Source organism: Bacillus multifaciens, from assembly GCF_030756675.1.
Lineage (GTDB): Bacteria > Bacillota > Bacilli > Bacillales > Bacillaceae_G > Bacillus_A > Bacillus_A multifaciens.
Genome location: NZ_JAVBXD010000036.1, coordinates 17,549 through 38,920 on the forward strand (window position 1 = coordinate 17,549; position 21,372 = coordinate 38,920).

Genomic DNA, 21,372 nt, shown 5'->3' on the forward strand with positions numbered 1-21,372 from the left:
TTTAAGAAGTATTGCTATCGTAAAGGAGAATTGGAGATGCCAGAAACAATCACTCAAACAAAGCCTGAACAAGAATCATTACAAATTTCTGCTAGACAAGAACAGCTTGATGTACTTGATCAACTATTAAAGCCTGAAGTTCAAGAGTCTTTAACTACATTAGTAGATCAACTTCCAAAATTAACTGAGCTCGTTAACATTTTAACAAAGTCTTATGATTTCGCTCAAGCAGTCGCTACTGATGAAGTATTAAAAAGTGATACTGTTGGAGCAATCCAAGAACTTGCAGAACCTGTAAAAGATACAGTGAAAACCATTGCTGCAACTGCTATCGAAGCGAAAGATCGCGCTGAAGAAAGCAACGAAGTTATCGGTCTTTTTGGCCTTTTAAAAATGCTGAAAGATCCTCAAGCACAAAAAATGTTTCGTTTTGTAAACGCTTATCTTCAAATTACTGCAGAACGCAATCATAAATAATTCTTTCTTACACAACAATTAGTAAAGACGGGGGATATCATACTATGTCAAAACAAATTGTCATCTTAGGTGCTGGTTATGGCGGACTTCTTGCAGCTTTAAATGTACGTAAACATTACAGCAAATCAGAAGCACAAGTTACAGTTATCAACCAATATCCAACACATCAAATTATTACAGAACTACACCGCCTTGCAGCAGGAAATGTTTCTGAACAGGCAATTGCTATGCCATTAGAAAAACTTTTCAAAGGCAAAGATATCGATCTTAAAATCGCAACAGTTGAGTCATTCTCAGTAGACAAAAAAGAAGTAAAATTAGCTGACGGCAATACTTTATCTTACGATGCTCTTGTAGTTGCTTTAGGAAGTAAAACAGCTTACTTTGGCATCCCAGGATTAGAAGAAAACAGCATGGTATTAAAATCTGCAAACGATGCAAACAAAATCTTCAAACATGTTGAAGAACGCATTCAAGAATACGCGAAAACAAAAAATGAAGCTGACGCAACAATCGTAATCGGCGGCGGCGGATTAACTGGCGTTGAGCTAGTTGGTGAACTTGCTGATATTATGCCAAAGCTTACAAAAAGCCACGGCGTAAATCCGAAAGAAATCAAACTATTGCTTGTTGAAGCAGGTCCAAAAATCCTTCCAGTATTACCGGATGATTTAATTGAACGTGCAACTACTAGCTTAGAAGCACGCGGCGTTCAATTCTTAACAGGCCTTCCTGTAACAAACGTTGAAGGCAATACAATTGATTTAAAAGATGGTCAAAAAATCGTTGCAAATACGTTTGTTTGGACAGGCGGCGTTCAAGGTAACCCTCTAGTAGGTGAATCAGGCCTTGAAGTAAACCGCGGCCGTGCGACTGTTAACGAATACCTTCAATCTACTTCTCATAAAGACGTATTCGTTGCAGGTGACAGCGCAGTTGTCTTCGGTTCAGAAGGCCGTCCATATCCGCCAACAGCACAAATCGCTTGGCAAATGGGCGAACTAATTGGCTACAATCTATATGCACATCTAGAAGAAAAAGCATTCGAAGAGTTTGCACCAGTAAACTCTGGAACACTTGCAAGTTTAGGCCGTAAAGATGCGGTTGCTATCATCGGAGCAAGTTCAACTCCACTTAAAGGCTTACCAGCATCTCTAATGAAAGAAGCAAGTAACGTTCGTTACTTATCACACATTAAAGGTCTATTCAGCTTAGCTTATTAATCTGAATGCTAGCCCGAATCATGTTTATCTATGATTCGGGTTTTTTATTTAATCAAAATTCTCTACATAACTTATTCGACAAGAAATTGATATACACCTTTCGAAATTTCTAAATATACTGTCTACTTTGTTACAGTTTTGTGCATTGTAAATAATCTACTCCTCTTTCTTTTTGCAGTTCGCCATGCCTAGGCGGGCACAGAGGTAGTAGAGTAGAAAACTGAAACAGATTGGGCTTTGCCATCTCTTTTCTGTTCCAGCTTCCCCTCATCAAACTGTATATGAGGCATACCGCCCTCCTTACCTCGAGGGATTCTTCGAGGTTGCATTTCCATGGTCTTCACCTATTAACAACTCCAGCCCTATTGCTAGGGTGTTCTTGACGAAGCGGCAAGGTTCACTTTATCCCGCTATTTGCGGGCAGTAATACTCCCACCTCAAAATTCAGCGAAAGCATTGTCCAGCTCCAGTGGCTAGAATGTTCGGTGGCTTCGCTTCTTCCTATGAGGTAAAAAGCACCTCTACGTCAGAAGCTCCATCCCCCTCACATTCTGAACGAGCCACTTCCGCTTTTCTTAAGTAGTTACTTTGTCACAGTGATTCAACCCTAGAATTTCTCCCCCGATTGCCTGTCAGCTACTAGGCGACTTGGTTCTTACCTAGACTGGCCTTTCATCAGTGTGCAGTACCTAACTTAGCTGGGTACGCAACAAAAAAAAAAGCAATGAGCCTTTTGCTCATTGCTTTTCTTACTTTATAACATAACCCCAACGATAATTGCTGATAACACACTTACTAATGTTGCACCGTATACAAGTTTTAATCCGAAAGAAGATACAACATTTGCTTGTTTTTCATCGATACTCTTCGTTGCACCTGCGATAATTCCGATAGATGAGAAGTTCGCAAATGATACAAGGAATACAGATAAGATACCAACTGTACGAGGTGCTAAACCGCTCGCTGCTTTTCCTAAATCAAGCATCGCAACGAATTCGTTTGTTACTAATTTTGTTGCCATAATTTGTCCAGCTGTTACCATCTCAGATGCTGGAATACCCATGATGAACGCTAATGGTGAGAACACATATCCTAAGATTGTTTGGAATGTAATACCGAAAATTGAATCAAATAGACCGTTAATTGCTGCCATCAATGCAATGAATCCGATTAACATTGCTGCTACTGTAACTGCAATTGAGAATCCTAACATAATGTACTCGCCTAGCATTTCGAAGAACGTTTGGTGCTTGTCCTCTTGTAACTCTAAAATATCTTCCTCGTCACTCACATCGTAAGGATTTAAAATGTGAATGATAATAAATCCACTAAATAAGTTTAAAACAAGTGCTGTTACAACATACTTAGGATCAAGCATTTTCATGTAAGAACCAACGATTGACATAGATACCGTCGACATAGAAGATGCACATAATGTATATAAACGATTTTTTGGTAATTTGCTTAGTTGATCTTTTACTGTAATGAAAACTTCACCTTGGCCAACAATTGCCGCTGCTACTGCATTATAAGATTCTAATCTTCCTAAACCATTTACTTTACTTAATAAGAATCCAATTGCTTTAACAATGATTGGTAAAATTCGAAGATGTTGCAGAATTCCAATTAACACCGCTAAGAAAATAATTGGAAGTAATACAGAAAGGAAAAACGTAAATTCTCCTTTATTTACCATTCCGCCAAATACAAAGTTAATTCCAGCGTCCGCAAATTTTAAAATTGTACTAAATCCATCAGAAATTCCTTTAACTAAATAGTATCCAATCTGTGTATTTAGTAAGAAATATGATAATCCTAATTGAATAACAAGCATAATAGCAATTGGCTTATATTTAATCTTTTTCCGATCGCTACTTACAAGAAACGCCATTATAAATACAGCAATTAATCCGACAAGAAACATGACAAATTTCATACTTGAATCCTCCATTTTGTAGTCTGATCTACCATGATGTGCCAGTTGTCTAACGATAGACGTCTGACAATTTAGATTAAAAAAATAATTCCCTTAAAAACAATTTACCACTTACATTAGTAAGCGTTTGCATTAACCAAAATTCTATACAGAATAGTTATTGTGGAATATGAGAATGATATCATTTTGTTTCATCCATAATCTGATTGTAAGCGTTGTCTTTACAAAAAGCAATACATTTTTTCAAGGGAAAAATAGACAAAAAAGGAACATAGAGTTCCGCCTCTATGCTCCTTCGCGTTACTAACCTACTTGTTGTTCCTTTTCAATCACTGGATCTTCCCAGCATTCTGCATTTTTTAATCCCGGAATAGAACTTGCATGGAATACAGGATCTTTCCCTTCTTTCTTCTGCTTCACATAGTCTTTAAGTGCAGCAAATGCAAATTTACCAAGAAGCGCAATTGCGATTAAGTTTGTGATTACCATGAAGCCCATGAATAAATCAGCCATATCCCAAACAATTTGGACAGCCGCAACAGAACCGAACATAACCATTCCCACTACTGCGAAACGATATAATGTTAGTCCAAGCTTGCTCGTCTTAATGAATTCAATGTTCGTTTCACCATAGTAATAGTTTCCTAATAAGGAACTAAACGCAAACAAGAAAATAATAATCGCTAAGAAACCACTTGCCCAAGATCCAACTTGTGAACTTAATGCAACTTGTGTTAACTCAATACCTGTTAAACCTGGCGTTTTGTAAGCACCAGAGCATAGTACAATAAATGCTGTAGATGTACATACTAAGAACGTATCAACTAATACACCAATCGTTTGAATGTATCCTTGCTTTGCAGGATGGGTTACATTCGCTGTTGCCGCTGCGTTCGGTGCACTACCCATACCTGCTTCGTTCGCAAATAAACCGCGCTTAATCCCCATCATAATCGCGGCACCAACGCCGCCGCCCACTGCTTCTTTTAAACCAAATGCATTCATGAAGATTTCTGTGAATACATCTGGAAGCAATGTGATGTTTTTAATCACAACAAACACTGCAATTCCAATATATACAATTGCCATTGGTGGTACAATCAGTTCTGACATACGTGCAATGCTCTTAACACCGCCGAAAATAATAACCCCAACTAAAAGAGAAAGTGCAATTCCAACTACATAACGCTCAAGACCAAATGCATTTTCAAATGCAAGTGTCACTGTATTTGCTTGTACAGAGTTGAAAATTAGCCCATAACTAATTGTAATTAAGATTGAGAATAAAATTCCCATCCAACGTTTATTTAAACCTTTTTCCATATAATAAGCTGGACCACCGCGGAACCCGCTGCCATCTTTTATTTTATAAATTTGCGCTAACGTGCTCTCTACAAAACTTGAAGATGCTCCAATAATCGCAATTAACCACATCCAAAATACCGCACCTGGACCTCCCATAGAAATCGCTAGTGCTACCCCTGCTAAGTTCCCGATCCCGATGCGGGCTGCCGAACTCATACAAAAGGCTTGGAAAGAAGAAACGCTTCCTTTCTTACGCGTTTTCCCTGTCAATCCATCCGTCATTAAACGTACCATTTCCCCTAGATGACGAATTTGAACAAACTTAAGTTTAAAAGAAAAATAAAGGCCTAAGCCAATTAACATTGCAATAATTACATACGTCCATAGAATATTATTCGTTGCGCCAACGAACTTTTCAAAAATGCTAATCATGTTGTCCCTCCCTTTTTTCTTACACAAATTCAATTGTAATTTAAATCCAATCAAAAATCAACATTTTTCGACAAAACAGCAACTTCATATCACATTACCTCTAAAATACTCTGTTTTTCTTTGAAATACTCACAAATGCAAACGCTTACACAAATCGTACTCATGTTATATTTTCTGACACGGAAATATAATCCATAAAAAAAGCACAATTCTCCCTAACCGAATTGTGCTTTTTTTATGGATTTATATAAGTTGCTGCTATACAGAACAAAATACGACTTGTGATTCTTCTCTCTATAAATCGTTTAACAGTCTAATATTATATTTTAGAGTCTACAATAAAATATTAGACTGTTAAAAAATATAAAAACCCCATCATTTTCATTTAAATAATATTAGCTACAATCTCTCGCGCGCGATTGTCCACTACTTCATAATAAATTTCTAACCCTTTTCGAGTGCCCGAAACAACTTTCGCAGCTTTTAATTTCGCCAAGTGCTGACTAACTGTACTTTGAGGCATTTCTAATTTTTCATACATCGTTGTTACATTCGTAGGTCCTTTTGTAATTAATGTTTCAACTAAATTTAAACGCACTGGATGTGCCAATACTTTTAATACCTCTGCAATATCTTCATAGTTTTCTATTGTTTTAGTCATATTTTATTTCCCCTTTATATATATATAGTGATTAAAATGATTCATTATATTATTCGAAGAGCCTCATCGTTTTATGTCCGTCGTTTGAAAAATTTTTAAAAAAATTTTAGAAATAAAATTAGCAACGTTTATTTTTAGCTCTGAAACGAGATTCGCTATAATAAGAAATATAGTAATGATTATGCGTAATTAGGTGAAACTAAAAGGCATATACAACAATTCTTATTGCAGATGAAATGGACGGTGATCACAAATAGAACAGCACTTAAATTATGTCATTTCGCATTATGGATATTTCGGACTAATCATGGCATTAGTTGGGGGAATTATCGGATTACCAATACCAGATGAAACGTTATTAACTTTTGTAGGGTATTATATATTTCAAGGGAAAATGCACTTCTTTATCGCCTTATTAAGCGCATGGTTTGGCTCGGCAGTTGGTATTTCACTGAGTTACGTATTAGGAAAAAGACTTGGGCTTCCCTTCTTAAAGAAATTTGGCCCTAAAATGCACATTACAGAAAGCAAAATTGCTCGGACACAAACTCTCTTTCAAAAAATTGGTCCTCCTTTACTGATTTTTGGCTACTTTATTCCAGGGGTGCGGCATGTTACTGCTTATTTAACCGGCATTTCCAATCTGCGTATTCGGACATTTTGCCTTTATGCTTATCTAGGAGCATTCATATGGAGCTTTACTTTTATTCAATTAGGATTACTATTCGGGAAAGATTGGCATCTAATCGCCCATTATGTTCACCGTTATGGGCTTATTTTATTAATTGTATTCATCGTTTTTGCCGTTCTTGCCGCTTTGGCTTTTCTATACATTCGTAGAAAAAGAACAAATGCAACGCAATGAAATCAACAAAACCCACCTTCCCAAAAAGGTGGGTTTCTTCTTTATTTATGCGTTTTATTTGGCTTCTTTTTGCCCGGATTTCCATTACCTTGACGCTTTTTATTACGTTCTGCTTTCTCCTGTGTATCGTGCAGTTTCTCTACAAAATTACTACTGTTATCCATGATTATAGCCCTCCTTGGTTATCGTTCTTTTGTTACTATAACCAATTGCAAGTAAAAACATGAAGTGTTGCTTTATTTTACTTTAATTTGAACAGGCGGTAATGGTTTCTCTGCATGATACGGTGACATCAGCATCTCTAATACGTAATCCTTTACACTGAAATTCTCCGCGCCATACTTCCCATCTAATTGGAACGTTTCTTCAAATTGAAGCTTTTCCTTATCTAGTGCTTTCACGGTACTACCTTTTACTTTATGTCCACGCGGCACAATATCTTGATCCATGTATGAAGAATCGGTTATATTCATTGCCTCACCAAAATTGATTAATTCATCCATAGATATATGTTTCGTATCGACATTTTGAAGTGTGTAATTCACAACTAGTCGCTGATTCTTATGCTGAATTTTATTCACAATTATTTTGAAATCACTGCGCGTGCTCTTAATTTCAAATGGTGTTTTTTCATCTAGCTTCACAATTGCTGGTTTTTCAGATAATCGGACAACAGGATATATCGTAATAAATTCCGCACTATCAGGAATTTTCTCGAAAATAGAACGTTCTTCAGACTCTACATGATCGCCTACTTTTTCTCTGCCAAATTCAATCCCTGAAGTAGACATATCAATTTCGTTCCCTTTATCATCTGTTATTTTGTGGATTCGTGCTAAGTCATTCTCCCCTACAAGCGGATAAATTGCTTTGTAGTCAATCGTTGTTACTCCTTTACCGATTGTAATATTTTCAAAGTTGAATGTATGTTGCTGATCCTCACTACTAACGGACTGCTGTGGGTTAATCTTTTTATTCTCTAGTTGCTTCACTGGAATATCAAACTTCCAGAATCCTCTCGTTTCACCGATGGATGTAATGGTAATTGGTAATGTTGTGTTTGGTGGTAATTCTTTTTCTGGATAGTCGATGCCGATATTACCAAACCAACCATTCTTCGTCACTCTCCCATCACCCGAAGCAGCTTTCATCCACTTTGGACTTCCATCAACAAGCTTATATGTATAATCAAAACGATTATGAGATACAGCGCTTTCCCCTACTTTATCCGGATTATCAACCGTAAATGTTATCCCAATTCGGCCCCCATCGTAATACACACTTTTCATCGTTACACTAACTCCATTGCTTACCGCTTGTTGGTTCAATTCTGTTACAAGTTTACTCGCAAACAAATTTCGTCCCATCGTATCATGAAAATAATCATACACTTTCCCTATAAACGGAACTTCCGCTAGTACACGATTCATTTGCGGGAAAACAAATCCTGAACCTAGCACTCCTATACATACTGATGCAGCAGCTAACCATGCAATCTTTCTTCGATTATATTTTCTTTTTACCGGTTTTTCTTGCTTTGCTCTATTCATACCTTTTGTTATGGCAATATGTAATTCTTCCCGCGGAACTTCGATTTTGTTTATTTCATCATTAACCCACTGTTTATCCAATTTTCATCACTCCCTCCTAATAATTTCTTTAACGATTTTCTCGCTCGATGCAAATACGTTTTGACAGTTCCTTCAGGTACATTCATATGCCACGCAATTTGGTTTATCGGAAGATCGTAATAATAATGTAAAATAATAACCGTTTGATAATTTTCATCGAGTTTTCCGATTGCTACTTGCAAGTCAATATTTTGCTCAATTCCGTTTGCTATGTTTCGTACATCCTTGTATTCCCTGCGATCCTCTAATTGTTGCACCTTCTTCTTCTCATTTAATACTTGGTAAGCATTATGTATTAGAATACGCGTCAACCACGTCAGGAAAAAGTTTGGTTTTTGTAATTGCTCTAAAGATACGTACGCTTTATAAACTGTTTCTTGTACGATATCTAAGGCATCTTCTTTATTTTGCACATACATGTAAGCTGTGCGATATAACTGGTCCTGATGAAGGCTAATGAGCTGTTCAAACGCTGCATCATCACCCTTTTTTGCTTTTTTCACTAATTTTATTTCATCCATCTTATCCCTCCTTCCACTTATTAGATAGGATATGGAATGTTTTGGTTTCAAAAATTTATATTTCTTGCATAAAAAAACGTCCCAATAAAAATTGAGACGTTTTTAAAGACAAATCAGTTCGTCTATTTCTCTAAAATTGCTTCTAACTGTTTCATTTGCTCTGCTACGGTATGTAACGCTTCAACGGACGTTTCATTACGTCTTCTTTCTTCTTCCACACTTGCGAGTACATCCTCTGTCGCAGCGGATGTTTGTTGAATGACAGTAGACGCATACGTAACATCTTGAACGATATTCGTCGTTTTCACCTGGAAGCTTTCTTGATGATGAACGATTTCTGTCATTAACTGATTAATAGAATTGATAAATGCACCAAGGTTGCTTACATTTGCTAGAACGTCCGACAACATTTTATTACACTCTTCTTGCACTTTTGTCCCTTTTCCGACTTGCTCTTCTATCCTATTTGCTTGATTGCTAAAATCTCTTAAAATGCCTTGAATACTTCCAGCCGAACGATTTGACCCTTCCGCAAGTTTTAATACCTCATTCGCTACAATCGCAAAACCTTTTCCATGCTCACCTGCTCTTGCTGCTTCAATATTGGCATTTAGCGCTAACAAACTCGTTTGATCTGAGATTCCTGTGATTACGTCCACAATCTCCGTAATCTTTTTCGATTGCTCTGTTAATTCTCTAAATATAAGCCCTGACTGTGTAAGAATTTCACTTAAGCTCCGCATATGCCTTTCAAAGTTTTGCAAGGTACCTACACTTATCTTTGAAACTTCTAAACTTTCATCAACGTTTGTCGATACTTCTCTTACCTGTGAAATAATGTGTTCAATATTTGTCTCCATATCATTCAGTACTTCTACAGAGTGTGACATCATCTCTGATTGAGAGTGCGCCCCCGTGGCTACTTCTTGGAAGGCAACATTAATTTCTCCCATCGATTTCATTGAAGTATTCACATTATTTTTCAAGCTATTGAAATTTTGATCTAAATTTAGAACGGTTTCTTCGATCAGCCTTTGCGTATTCTCTAATTCCTCAGCTTTTCTTATTACTTCTTGCTTTTCTTTATTTAGACGTACAAGAAGACTTTTTCCGATTTTCGTGACACCCCACATCGCCAGCGTCACAATCGCCAGTAAACTTGCGAAATTAGCTGCTTCCGAAGCGGCAGTATAAGCAAAAAACTGCTTTGGCCAGTAGTTACAAAGAATAAATGTCGTAATAACAGCGACTCCTCCAAGCATTAAAATAAGACGCTCACTTAAATAAATTAAGGAAACCGCTAATGTAAAATAGACCATTTGAAAAATAGCTGGACTTTCATTAAACGTTTGAACCATAATATACGACATCACTAATAACATAAAGGTCATAATATATTTATACACGGATACCATTTCCGGAACGAGATTAAGGAGAATCCCTACTATAAACAGAGAGGCACCGCATGTCCAAAACGGGATCGCTCTAGCCGTGAAGATATATCCGTAATAACTAATTGCAGCAATTCCCAAGAAAAAACTGAACATACTAATGAACAGTAATAAATGATTTTTTTGTGATTCTTGTTCAAGATTAGAAAAGCATTTTCTCTTTAACCACTCCATACACGAAACTTTCCTTTCTAAATAAAAGTTATCCGCAAAATAAAGCTTATTTTAATTTGAATACTGCACTTACTGGATTATGATCGCTATTTTCAAACTTCAGATCATTTCCATGTACATTTACAATTTCTACATTTGGCGAAACTAAAAATCCATCAATAATCGTAACGAAATTCTCACCTTCTACATATTTCTTCACATCATCGCGAACGGTCCAAACAGTAGGGTCTACTGCCCATTGGAACCCGCCGTCCGTGAAATCTTTTGGCAACTCTACTAACCATTCAGGCCATACTTTTTGAAACTTCGGATCTTTTAGCTGTACATCAGAAACTAGTTGATTCCAATCACCGCCGAGTATCACATAGTCACCGTTTTTATAGTGTTCGTTCATATACTTTTTCAAATAATCAACTTGCTGCCTTCTTATTTTTCCGCCTTTATCATAAGCAGATAAATGAAGATTGACGAGCCTTAAATATTTCCCATTACTCACAGGGATTTTATGCTCAACGATCGCTCGGTCTAAATCAAATAATTGTTTTGGCCAAGGCTCTTTCCCTGGCAATTGAAATCTTGTTGCTGTATCAATCTTATACTTAGAAAACGAACTCATTCCTGAATTCGCATATCCCATCGGATTTGTAATCGGAACGGGTACCCACTGTGCATGATAATTATATCCGAAAGAAGATTCATAGTTTTTCAAACCATTCTTAAATACGTCATATTCATTCACATCAAATGATCTTGAAGATTTTGTATCCACCTCTTGCAATAAGATGAAATCCGAACTTTCTTTTTGTAAAAAAGATACCATGTTGTTAAGATTCTTCTCTGTTTGTTCTTTACTACTAGAACGAGAGCCTTCTCCCCCATCCATAAAAAAATCTTGATCTTTATCCAAACCAGCATAGCCTATATTAAAAGTCGTCGCTGTAAATGTGTCTCCCTGTTTTAAGACCTTTTCACTTTTATTTTCTACATTTAATTTAAGAACGCTAACAGGTTTCTCATCCGTAATCATAATATAAGCTAAAAATATAGCTACACTAACGCCCACTAATGCTACTAGTAATAAAAACACTTTAAATATTTTCTTCAAATAAACAACCCCTTTTTATATCAAAATAAATGTTTCTCAAAAAATATACCGTAAAACTCCCTCTCCCTTCAATAAATAAAAATAATTCAGAATATTTAGTTTTGGTTTTTAATTAATAAACATTACTTATTCCATAAGGAAACAAAATTATTTTACCACATTAATCATTTTATATTACTATATTATGATTTACAAATTATAAATACAATCAATGTTTTTTATTCATTATATAAATATAAAAAACGCCTCTAATTTTTGAGACGTTTTTTCTTTAAATATGGCCATGCTTCGGTTTTTAAGTTGAAGCCATTCGCCATAATGACTGTGTGTTCTCTATTCAGGAAATCATTCGCTTTTTTAATAAAATTTCACTACATCTTCATAAGGTAAAAACGTTCTTTCACCTGGCTGCTCATCCGGCTCACCGAATGGCATTTGTGCTACTAGGCTCCACTCTGCTGGAATGCTCCAAGTTTGTTTTACTTCTTCATCAACAATTGGATTGTAGTGTTGCAAGGACACTCCAATTCCTTCTGCTGATAAAGCCATCCACGTTGCATATTGTAGCATTGCACTTCCTTGATGAGACCAGAATGGGAATTGCTCTTTATATAATGGTGCATTTTCTTGCATTGTCTTCACCGTTTCTTGATTTTCAAAGAATAACACTGTCCCTACTCCATCACGGAATCCTTGCAATCTTGCGGCAGTTGCCTCAAAATTTTCTGCTGGAACAAGGGCGCGAAGCGTTTCTTTTACGATATCCCAAAACTTTTCATGCTCTGCATCCATTAATACAACGAGGCGGCCACTTTGCATATTAAAAGCTGATGGTGCGTATAAAGCGGTTTTTAAAACCTCACTAATTCTTTCTTTCGTAATGTTTTCGTTCTTTTTCACTTTACGAATAGAACGGCGGTTCATAATAGCATCTTTTAAATTTGTTGTAGTAACTGACATGTTTCATTCCTCCAATACTTTATATGCTGATTATCATCCAATCTCTTATTAACAATATCCATCTACATTACATTGCATTCCATCTAACTCATTTTCTTTACTTTTTGTTAGCTCTTGATCGATTGCTTTTGCTAATCTTTCTTTGCTCGCTAGTCCTTGAATCACTTCATCGCCAATAACAAATGTTGGAACAGCCATAATTTGTGCTTCTTCATAAGCATGTCGCAATGCTTCTTCTTGTACATCTTTATACTTTCTTGATACTAACGCTTCTTTAAATGCTTCTTTAGGGAGCCCAACTTCCCCTGCCAATTTTGTTAATACTTCAATATCTTCAATGTTTTGTTCTTCTTGGAAAAAGGCAGCAAACACTCTATCGTGAAACGCATTTCCTTTTCCATGTTCCTTCGCAAAGTGGTATCCCTCAAAGGCAAGGTTTGTATATGGATGCGGAGAAACACGAGGTAATCGCATTTCCACTCCTAATTTTTTTGCAGTAGGAACAATAAATGAATCCCATGAACCAAGCTTGTCAGGCTCGTTCCATGGATCAATTTTTGGATACGGACTTGGACGTAATTCAAATGGCATCCATTCTACTTCTACATCTTTTCCCTTTACAATCTCATCCAAAGGAGCTTTTCCTAAAAAACAAAATGGACATATAAAATCAGAATAAGCTTTAATTTTTACAGTCATGTTTATGTTCCCTCACTTTTCTTTTCGTTGTAATTATTACGGTTACAACAAAGTTAAAAAAATTACTTTGCAGAATGTATTTGATTTACTAATGATGTAACTAATTTCTCCATTGTTATGCTTTCCAATACGAGCTCAAGCGCTTCTTGTGCCTGAACTAAAATTACCTCTAAAACGGCTTGTATATTTGCTCCTATCGGACAATCGGGGTTCGGCTTTTCATGAAAATGAAATAACTTTTCCTCTTCTACAACATCTACGGCTCGGTACACCTCTAACAAGGTAATCTCACACAACTCTTTCGCGAGGTAAGCTCCTCCTGCGCCGCGGCGTACCTCAACAAAACCTGCCTTTTTTAAATAAGATAGTACCTTACGAATAATCACTGGGTTTGTGTTTACACTTTCCCCCATATACTCTGAAGTAAAAATAGAAGGTGGATTAGTTTTTAGGAGAGATAAAATATGCACAGCAATTGTAAAACGACTACTAATTTTCATATTTATTACCTCCTTGTTGTAATCATTATAGTTACAGCTAAATTGAAAGTCAAGCGTGCTGTAAAAAAGATTTTTATTTAAGAAGCTTACGAAACTGTCATCTTTATGTAAGGTTATTAAATAGTTTCCGCACTGTTTCCATGTAATAATAAGTGCATAAGAAATAACAATAAACTTTTAAAGATTATAGGAGCGTGTTAATAATGATCGTAACAACAACTAATACTATTCAAGGAAAAGAAATTATTGAGTATGTAGACATCGTAAACGGTGAAGCAATTATGGGTGCAAATATCGTACGCGACATCTTCGCTTCTGTTCGTGACGTTGTAGGTGGCCGTGCCGGTGCATATGAGAGTAAATTAAAAGAAGCACGTGACATTGCAATGGAAGAAATGAAACAACTTGCTACGCAAAAAGGTGCCAATGCAATCGTTGGTATCGATGTAGACTACGAAGTGGTTCGCGACGGAATGTTAATGGTTGCGGTAAGCGGTACAGCTGTACGTGTGTAAATAGATAAAAACGAAGCACCTCAATTGGATTGAGGTGCTTTTTTTTAGTGAAATACTAAATGACCTAATCTTATTGCTGATGCCCCTTTTCTCGGTTCCCTACAGCCCAAGCTAAAAATAAAATCGAACTAGTTACTACAATCGCTGTGAAAATTCCCATTATCATTTCCCCTTACTTTAAATAGTATTAACTATATAAATCCAAATTAAAAAACCAACATAAAACCATTCTTTTTCGGTGGGCGAGAGCATCTGGCCGCGCATAGAAACGGTCAGTGCCCTTTCCTGCCACATACAAAGTAAAACAAAAAGAGAAAGCAAGTGCAGGCTCTTCTGTATAGCCGCAATCTATATGTCGAAAAATTAAAATGGATTCATATATATAATACCATTACATAGTTTTTCAAACACTTCACAAAATCCATATATTGCTAGATAAAATCAACTTTTGTATAATTATTACAATACAACCTAATTTGTACAGGAGAAAACCTATGAAACAAAGGCCGTGGTATTTACGAGATAAGTTTTTATATACAATCTGCATCATTATCCCCTTAGTAGGATATATAATTGTTCTATCTAACAAAAAGAAATTTGACCATGAAGAATGGATGCCCTTTCTTCTAGTATCTACAATTACAACTTCTGTTTGGGTATTGAAATTTCTTCCTGATCCTATCAGTCTTCCAGCAACAATCCTCGCACTATTACTAATATATAAACTTATTAAAGATTAAAGATCAGATCTTCTAAGCTTTTTCTAAAACGTGTTGGCTAAATTCTTTTGGGTGACCCTTAAGAAAATTGAATCACCCCATTGTCACCTTTTACTCCAATTCAAATAATCTACGTATGATTTTTATCCAGCCTAAGTAGGAAAATCCTAAAATAACAAACCATAAAAACGCTAAACGAATCCTTCTCGGAATTGATATCCATAACTTCAATATCCGCCAAGACACATCATCTTTGCTATCCTTTTTCATCAGCATCACTCCGCCACAACCGGCAATACAATTATAAACCGAACTACCCCGTTCTCATATTCCGCTCGAATTTCTCCGCCTTCTAGTTCCACAATACTTTTGGCAATCGCAAGTCCAAGCCCTGAGCCTTCTGACACCCTGCTTCTTGATTGGTCTTTTTTATAAAAACGTTCAAATAGATTCTCTAACTCTGCTTTCGTAAACTCTTCGCTTTGGTTCGCAATACATATGCGAATGCTACGTCGCTCTCTTTGAAGTGTAACGATAATTTCGCCCTCATCTTTACTATACTTAATGGCATTCATTAATAAATTATCAAACACACGGACCATTTTTTCTGAGTCCAGGGAAGCATATAAACGATCTTCAGGAAATTCTTTCACAAAGGAAAGACCATGTTCCTCTGCTTGCGGTACAAGTTCTTCAATTAATTGATCAAGAAGTTCGTTTACGCATACTTCTTGTTTTTCCAATGTAATCTTTTCATTTGTTAGCTTCGTGTATTCAAATAAATCTTCTATTAAATTCTTTAACTGCTCTGACTTTGAAAAGGCAATTCTTACATATTCATCGTATTGTTCTTTATTTTCGTATTTAGCATCACGTAATAAGCGTAAATATCCCATAATCGAAGTAAGCGGTGTTCTTAAGTCATGTGAGACGTTTGTAATCAGTTCATTTTTTTGCTTTTCAATTTTCCGCTCTTTTTCAATATTCACCATAAGTTCTTCTGCCATATGATTAATATTCTCTGTTAATAAGGCCATTTCATCTTTACCCTTTTTTTCAATCCGATATGCTAAATTCCCTTTTGCAATCTCTTTTACACCCTCTGCCATTGCTTCGATTTGCTTCATTTTTCGCTTTGTTATATAGAAGAAAGAAGCTAAAAAGACAACAAAACCAATCAAAAATGGGAATGGGCTATCATTCTGAACTTCTATAATATCCCCTTGCGGTATACCACTTGCAATTAAATACATGTTTTTTTCTTGAATTGTAACAGGATAAAAAGTTGTAAATTCCTTACGCTTACTTTCATGTATGACATCTTGATCTTCATAACTAGAGCGATTTATTTTAAAGCTCATGATATTACGAATGGTACTATGAAGATTAATCTGTTCTTCCTGAGCCCCTTTTGTCTTATAGACAACTTTTCCATCCTCATCTACAATTAAAACTTTCAATGTTCTCTGATACTCTGGCCATTCAAGAATTTCTTGTACGTTAATTAAAGCACCCTCTCTTGTAATAACCCCAACAAGTCTTTCTGCGGTTGCATCGATTCCTCGCATACCTGACGAATAATCAATAACAGCGTGCTTATTGACGCCTTGAAAAAGTGGAGACGATGCCCAACCTCCTATCACGCCAAGCAAAATACAAAAAGCAAAGGTCGTTATAAGTTGTACACGTATACTCTGTTGTACCCCTCTTACGATTTTATATAATATTTTGTTTACAGTTTGAATCATCCAACCAATCGGTCTAAATATGTTTTTAATTATCTTTCTCAATCTTATATCCCACTCCCCACACTGTTTTTATATAACGAGGTTTCCTCGGATTTTCTTCCGTCTTCTCACGGATTTTTCGAATATGTACCATGACTGTATTATCAGATTGAAAAGAGTGTTCCTTCCATACTCGTTCATAAATTTGATCCGCACTAAATACCATCCCGCGATTTCTCGCCAGTAACTCTAAAATGGAAAATTCCCTCGGTGTCAATTTCACTTCGTCGTTTCCGGCAATCACTTCATGCGTCGCAACATTTATTTTCATATCGCCAATTTCAATTTCATCTTCATTTTGCACAAAACCACCGCTCATTTTCATATACCTGCGAAGCTGTGATTTAATACGTGCAATCAATTCTAATGGATTAAAAGGTTTCGTAATATAATCATCTGCGCCGGTTGTTAAGCCTAAAATCTTGTCCATATCTTGCGTTTTTGCCGACAACATAATAATTGGCATCTCCGCTATTTCTCTTACTTTCATACACATATGAATACCGTCTAGCTTCGGCATCATAATATCTAATACTACTAAATGCACTTGCTGCTTTTGTAATATTTCTAACCCTTCTATACCATCACCGGCCTGAAGCACTTCATATCCTTCATTCTTCAAATAAATTGCAATCAAATCACGAATCTCTTTTTCATCATCTACGACAAGTATTGTTTCTCGACTCACAATCTCTCCCCCAACATTACAAATCTATTATAGGAATATTCTAACAAATAAATTTAATTTTTTGTTAAATTATTCCTTACTTTCTCTACCTATATAGTGCACGCCGAATATCACGACAAAAACACTCCCTAGAATGAAACCATACTTCGTTGTGAATTCTACAATGTGATTGATATTGCCTCCAAACATATACCCGAGCATAAAATAGCATAACGTCCAAATAAATCCTGTCATATACGAGTACAAAGCATACGTTTTAAATGACATATTGTTGATTCCAACTAAGTAAGGAACGATATGTCTCAGTATAAATAGCATTTCTTAACAAATAATGAGGAGGTTTCTTAAGTTTTTCTTAAGAAACCTCCCCTATAAGAATTCTCTTTATCTACCGCTTTACGCTACCGATCCATTCTTCCCAAATGAAAAAAATCCCCAAAAGATAATATCTTTTGGAGACTTTTTTAGAGAGGACGAGAGCATCTGGCCGTACATAGAAGCGGTCAGGTCCCTATTCTGCCACATGCAAGGTTTAAAACAAAAGGAGAAAGCAAGTAGCTGTCATGTTGTATTCTGCATGACAGTGGCTTATGTGTCGGAAAATTAAATTGGATATATAGAGACAATAACTCAATTACATAGATTATTAACCATCATTATACGACAAATATGTATAGAAAAACTATCTCTTAGCGCCCACTCTCTCTTAATTTCAAAGCGTTTGTCCATTATCAATCGTAAATATTTGTCCCGTAATCGATTCTTGCGTCAATTGAAATAGGATTGCCTCAGCCATTTCATCAGCGGTTGAAATTCTTTTCAGCGGGATGTTCCCAGCAAGCTCTTGCATCTTTTCCTCATGATTCGCCCACCACCTTGTATGAACCGCACCAGGAGCGATACTATTTACTCTAATCTGAGGTGCGAGTGAAATGGCTAACGATTTTGTCATCGTATGAATAGCCCCTTTTGTTACTGCATACGGAACAGATGAACCTAGCCCCGTTATTCCAGCAACGCTGCCTATATTCACAATCGCACCCGATCCTTGTTTCTTCATATAAGGAACAACGGCCTTTATACAATGAAACATCCCTTTCACGTTTACGTTGAAAAGAGAATCCCACACTTCATCTGTTACAGACTGCAAATCATCCATCGGTATTTGTGCTGTTATACTCGCATTATTTACTAAAGCATCTACTGTTCCAAAAGATTTCACCGTTTGCAGGACCATCTCTTCCACTTCTGCTTCTACTGCAACATCAGCTTTTACAACGAGCGCCGTACCTCCGCGCTTTTCAATTTCGTCCCTTGTTTCTACTGCCTCTTTTTCCGAACGGCTATAATTGATTACAACTTTCGCACCTGCATCTGCTAGTTTCAAGGCCGTCGCCTTTCCAATCCCAGTACCGCCGCCTGTTATCATGACTACTTTATCTTTTATCTCCACTGCCTATTCTCCTCTTCTTATCGTATTTGTTATCACTCATTGTATCCTTGCTCTTGCGAAAGGTATAATACTGAATAATAAGGTTGGTATCATTTCAAATGATATCAGTGGAGGGATCTATTTTGGAAAGTCATGACTTATGGATTTTTAAACACGTTGCCGAATTACAATCTATCTCTAGAGCGGCTGAAAAACTCGGATATGTGCAGCCAAATATAAGCCAGCGTATAAAAAGTTTAGAAGAAGAACTTGGCGTCAAATTACTAGTACGGAATAACAGAGGCGTAACATTAACGGAAGACGGAAAAATTTTATTGAATTATACAAACCAAATTATGATGTTAATGGACGAAGCAAAATCAAAACTAAACCCTAAAAAGTGGAGAAAATCTTTAATTATCGGAGCACCGCAAACGATTTCCGCTGTAAAAGTTCCACGTCTACTTGCTTCCTTTTTACAATCTAATCAGGGCATTGATGTAAAAGTAAAAACGGCAAATAAACTACAATTACAAGAAATGCTTGCTTACGGAGAAGTTGATGGGATTTTTATCAGTGGTACATATAATGAGTCACAGTTCGAAAGTGTTTACCGTTATTTTGAAGACATCGTACTCATCCCGCCAAGTGAACAACAGCATCCAACACTACTTGTAAATAGTGATCCAAGTTGTATATATAGAAACAAACTATTCGATTTCGCCGAGAAGCAGAATTGGAATCAACCAGCCATAATGGAATTTGATTCCCTTGAATCTATTCTCCAGGCGGTTCATACCGGACTTGGGATAACAATTCTACCAGCGGATGTTATAAAAGAAGTGAAAGACATACATCATAAAGAACTAGGTGACAAAATGAAGATTGATTTTATTATGAAACGCGGAAAACAAAGGTCGCAAAGTTTGGAGAAGTTCAATTTGTTTTTGAAGGAATTATAACGTTTACTCTTTTCTTGATTTGGAAATAATAAAATAAACAAGGCTAAAGGCGATTGTATACCATAGGGATCCTACATAAATCCATTTTACTTTTCCGCCATATAAATCACTGCTATGCAGAATACAACATGCCCGCTACTGGCTTGCTCCTTGTGTTTTAAACATCGCAAGGGGCAGAAAAAGGCCCTGACCGCTTCTATGCATAGCCAGTTTCCCTAGCCCCCTAAAAAAAGAAAAGGGGGGTTTATGTCGTTTTTTAATTTAGATGTATATAAAAGAATCCTTACAATATTGTAAGAATCTTGTTAGACAATTCGATGTTTCCTCTTCTTCATTCCATGTAAGCTAAAGTTAGAAAATATGACAAAGGAGCGGATTCTAATGAAGGAAAATCAAGATTTATTATTTACCCAAATTGTTACTGTTTCTTGCTTAGGCGGCTTTGTATTATTATCTTGTCTTGCTGGTTTAATCAAAGTCGCTCATCAATTTTTCATGTAATGATAGAAATCGCTTAAAGGAGTTAGACCTCGATGGTTAGAAAAAAGAAAACAGATTAAAAAGGATTACCTCTTATAAAGATAAAAGGTAATCCTTTTTCGTTTCTATCAATACTTTATGCCTTTTTCACAAATTCAGATTTTAATTTCATCGGTCCAAAGCCATCGATTTTACAATCAATATCATGATCGCCATCAACTAAACGAATACTTTTTACTTTCGTACCGATTTTTACAACTAATGAAGTTCCTTTTACTTTTAAGTCTTTAATTACTGTTACAGAATCGCCGTCTTGTAACACATTTCCGTTCGCATCTTTAATTACTTTCTCATCTTCACTATTTGCAGCTTCTAACGTCCACTCATGCGCACATTCTGGGCAAACAAACAGAACTCCATCTTCGTAAGTGTATTCTGAATTACACTTTGGGCAATTTGGTAAATTTGACATAAATTTATTTCCTCCACTCGCTATTTATACCTCTATATACTGCCATAGTCTTCTTTTATTGACAACCCTACCCGAGCATAACAAAAAAAGGAAGCCTAAACCCGCTTCCTTTTGTTAACTCCAAAAGAATTGCACTATTTTCATTCCAGCCCATACCCCTATGATTCCCATAATTGCTGAGAAAACGGGAGGTGCAGGAATTGGGAGTTTTAATAGCGTAAAGATTACTCCTACGATTAATCCCGCTAAAGTTGACATAAAGATTTCATGCATGTTGTCTTCCTCCTAGATGCTTGATTTACGAATATATCTTTTTATTACTATTCCCCACCTGTATTTTTTGAATTCCTCACAATACATCCCGCCACTCATTTTTA

Annotated in this window: 24 protein-coding genes and 1 pseudogene; 7 read left to right on the forward strand and 18 right to left on the reverse strand. The window is 36.3% G+C overall.

The features are described 5' to 3' along the window. Nucleotides 1-36 precede the first annotated feature (36 nt). Together Q9306_RS19270 and Q9306_RS19275 are read left to right on the forward strand one after the other, a co-directional pair. Nucleotides 37-477, forward strand: coding sequence for a DUF1641 domain-containing protein (locus tag Q9306_RS19270; protein ID WP_306201377.1), 441 nt, complete (start codon nt 37-39; stop codon nt 475-477). Between the two features lie 44 nt (nt 478-521). Beyond that, the gene (locus Q9306_RS19275) at nt 522-1,700 is read left to right on the forward strand and encodes an NAD(P)/FAD-dependent oxidoreductase (protein ID WP_306201379.1); all 1,179 of its coding nucleotides are present in this window, start codon (nt 522-524) and stop codon (nt 1,698-1,700) included. 754 nt (nt 1,701-2,454) lie between these two features. Here Q9306_RS19275 and Q9306_RS19280 read toward each other — a convergent pair. The 3 genes from Q9306_RS19280 to Q9306_RS19290 form a co-directional block, all read right to left on the reverse strand. Then, entirely contained in the window at nt 2,455-3,636 is a 1,182-nt protein-coding gene (locus tag Q9306_RS19280) for a NupC/NupG family nucleoside CNT transporter (RefSeq protein ID WP_306201381.1), read from the reverse strand. A 303-nt stretch (nt 3,637-3,939) separates the two neighbouring features. Further along, the gene (locus Q9306_RS19285; RefSeq protein WP_371932407.1) at nt 3,940-5,373 is read right to left on the reverse strand and encodes an alanine/glycine:cation symporter family protein; all 1,434 of its coding nucleotides are present in this window, start codon (nt 5,371-5,373) and stop codon (nt 3,940-3,942) included. 385 nt (nt 5,374-5,758) lie between these two features. Beyond that, nucleotides 5,759-6,034: an ArsR/SmtB family transcription factor gene (locus tag Q9306_RS19290; RefSeq protein WP_306201383.1), complete on the reverse strand. Its 276-nt coding sequence runs from the start codon at nt 6,032-6,034 to the stop codon at nt 5,759-5,761. 307 nt (nt 6,035-6,341) lie between these two features. Between Q9306_RS19290 and Q9306_RS19295 the strand changes: the two genes are divergently transcribed. After that, nucleotides 6,342-6,899, forward strand: coding sequence for a DedA family protein (locus Q9306_RS19295; RefSeq protein WP_306201385.1), 558 nt, complete (start codon nt 6,342-6,344; stop codon nt 6,897-6,899). A gap of 41 nt (nt 6,900-6,940) precedes the next feature. Here the strand turns inward: Q9306_RS19295 and Q9306_RS19300 are convergent, their stop codons facing one another. The 8 genes from Q9306_RS19300 to Q9306_RS19335 all read right to left on the reverse strand — a co-directional run bounded on the left by Q9306_RS19300 (nt 6,941) and on the right by Q9306_RS19335 (nt 13,940). Further along, nucleotides 6,941-7,063: a DUF4023 domain-containing protein gene (locus tag Q9306_RS19300; protein ID WP_035433200.1), complete on the reverse strand. Its 123-nt coding sequence runs from the start codon at nt 7,061-7,063 to the stop codon at nt 6,941-6,943. 72 nt (nt 7,064-7,135) lie between these two features. Continuing rightward, complete coding sequence (locus Q9306_RS19305; RefSeq protein ID WP_306201389.1) at nt 7,136-8,530, reverse strand: DUF4179 domain-containing protein; 1,395 nt, start codon at nt 8,528-8,530, stop codon at nt 7,136-7,138. Next, on the reverse strand, nt 8,500-9,051 hold the full coding sequence (locus Q9306_RS19310; protein WP_306201391.1) for a sigma-70 family RNA polymerase sigma factor: 552 nt from the start codon (nt 9,049-9,051) through the stop codon (nt 8,500-8,502). Before Q9306_RS19310 ends, Q9306_RS19305 begins: the two co-directional genes overlap by 31 nt. A 122-nt stretch (nt 9,052-9,173) precedes the next feature. Continuing rightward, the gene (locus Q9306_RS19315) at nt 9,174-10,676 is read right to left on the reverse strand and encodes a DUF4077 domain-containing protein (RefSeq protein ID WP_306201393.1); all 1,503 of its coding nucleotides are present in this window, start codon (nt 10,674-10,676) and stop codon (nt 9,174-9,176) included. 46 nt (nt 10,677-10,722) lie between these two features. Further along, the gene (locus Q9306_RS19320) at nt 10,723-11,703 is read right to left on the reverse strand and encodes an endonuclease/exonuclease/phosphatase family protein (protein WP_371932408.1); all 981 of its coding nucleotides are present in this window, start codon (nt 11,701-11,703) and stop codon (nt 10,723-10,725) included. Between the two features lie 435 nt (nt 11,704-12,138). Further along, nucleotides 12,139-12,741 carry a nitroreductase family protein gene (locus Q9306_RS19325; RefSeq protein WP_306201397.1) on the reverse strand — a complete coding sequence of 201 codons (603 nt, stop codon included), beginning with the start codon at nt 12,739-12,741 and terminating at the stop codon, nt 12,139-12,141. A gap of 48 nt (nt 12,742-12,789) precedes the next feature. After that, entirely contained in the window at nt 12,790-13,440 is a 651-nt protein-coding gene (locus tag Q9306_RS19330; protein WP_306201399.1) for a DsbA family oxidoreductase, read from the reverse strand. Between the two features lie 62 nt (nt 13,441-13,502). Further along, nucleotides 13,503-13,940 carry an Rrf2 family transcriptional regulator gene (locus Q9306_RS19335; protein ID WP_306201402.1) on the reverse strand — a complete coding sequence of 146 codons (438 nt, stop codon included), beginning with the start codon at nt 13,938-13,940 and terminating at the stop codon, nt 13,503-13,505. A gap of 203 nt (nt 13,941-14,143) precedes the next feature. Here Q9306_RS19335 and Q9306_RS19340 point away from each other — a divergent pair, with 203 nt between their 5' ends. After that, nucleotides 14,144-14,455, forward strand: coding sequence for a heavy metal-binding domain-containing protein (locus Q9306_RS19340; protein ID WP_002107134.1), 312 nt, complete (start codon nt 14,144-14,146; stop codon nt 14,453-14,455). Nucleotides 14,456-14,949: 494 nt separating this feature from the next. Then, nucleotides 14,950-15,195, forward strand: a complete 246-nt coding sequence (locus Q9306_RS19345) for a hypothetical protein (RefSeq protein WP_306201405.1) — start codon at nt 14,950-14,952, stop codon at nt 15,193-15,195. A gap of 90 nt (nt 15,196-15,285) precedes the next feature. Here the strand turns inward: Q9306_RS19345 and Q9306_RS19350 are convergent, their stop codons facing one another. From Q9306_RS19350 to Q9306_RS19365, 5 genes and pseudogenes are all read right to left on the reverse strand, one after another. Then, entirely contained in the window at nt 15,286-15,444 is a 159-nt protein-coding gene (locus tag Q9306_RS19350) for a hypothetical protein (RefSeq protein WP_306201408.1), read from the reverse strand. A 5-nt stretch (nt 15,445-15,449) separates the two neighbouring features. Beyond that, a complete protein-coding gene (locus Q9306_RS19355) occupies nt 15,450-16,952 on the reverse strand; it encodes a sensor histidine kinase (RefSeq protein WP_306201439.1) in 1,503 nt (500 codons plus the stop codon). Continuing rightward, entirely contained in the window at nt 16,948-17,649 is a 702-nt protein-coding gene (locus Q9306_RS19360; protein WP_306201410.1) for a response regulator transcription factor, read from the reverse strand. The genes Q9306_RS19355 and Q9306_RS19360 overlap by 5 nt, the downstream gene beginning before the upstream one ends. A gap of 69 nt (nt 17,650-17,718) precedes the next feature. Next, a pseudogene (locus Q9306_RS24695) lies at nt 17,719-17,958 on the reverse strand (DedA family protein); the annotation flags it as partial. Between the two features lie 403 nt (nt 17,959-18,361). Continuing rightward, nucleotides 18,362-19,102, reverse strand: coding sequence for an SDR family NAD(P)-dependent oxidoreductase (locus Q9306_RS19365; protein WP_306201412.1), 741 nt, complete (start codon nt 19,100-19,102; stop codon nt 18,362-18,364). Between the two features lie 122 nt (nt 19,103-19,224). On the opposite strand from Q9306_RS19365, the gene Q9306_RS19370 reads away from it, so the two are divergent. Both Q9306_RS19370 and Q9306_RS19375 read left to right on the forward strand, forming a co-directional pair. Next, complete coding sequence (locus Q9306_RS19370) at nt 19,225-20,043, forward strand: LysR family transcriptional regulator (RefSeq protein WP_306201414.1); 819 nt, start codon at nt 19,225-19,227, stop codon at nt 20,041-20,043. A 381-nt stretch (nt 20,044-20,424) separates the two neighbouring features. Beyond that, nucleotides 20,425-20,544 (forward strand): DUF4027 family protein, encoded by a 120-nt coding sequence (locus Q9306_RS19375; protein ID WP_306201416.1) that lies wholly within the window; start codon nt 20,425-20,427, stop codon nt 20,542-20,544. 115 nt (nt 20,545-20,659) lie between these two features. Here the strand turns inward: Q9306_RS19375 and Q9306_RS19380 are convergent, their stop codons facing one another. Together Q9306_RS19380 and Q9306_RS19385 are read right to left on the reverse strand one after the other, a co-directional pair. Beyond that, nucleotides 20,660-20,995, reverse strand: a complete 336-nt coding sequence (locus Q9306_RS19380) for a zinc ribbon domain-containing protein YjdM (protein WP_306201420.1) — start codon at nt 20,993-20,995, stop codon at nt 20,660-20,662. A 114-nt stretch (nt 20,996-21,109) separates the two neighbouring features. After that, on the reverse strand, nt 21,110-21,268 hold the full coding sequence (locus tag Q9306_RS19385) for a XapX domain-containing protein (RefSeq protein WP_020062852.1): 159 nt from the start codon (nt 21,266-21,268) through the stop codon (nt 21,110-21,112). Between the last annotated feature and the right edge of the window lie 104 nt (nt 21,269-21,372).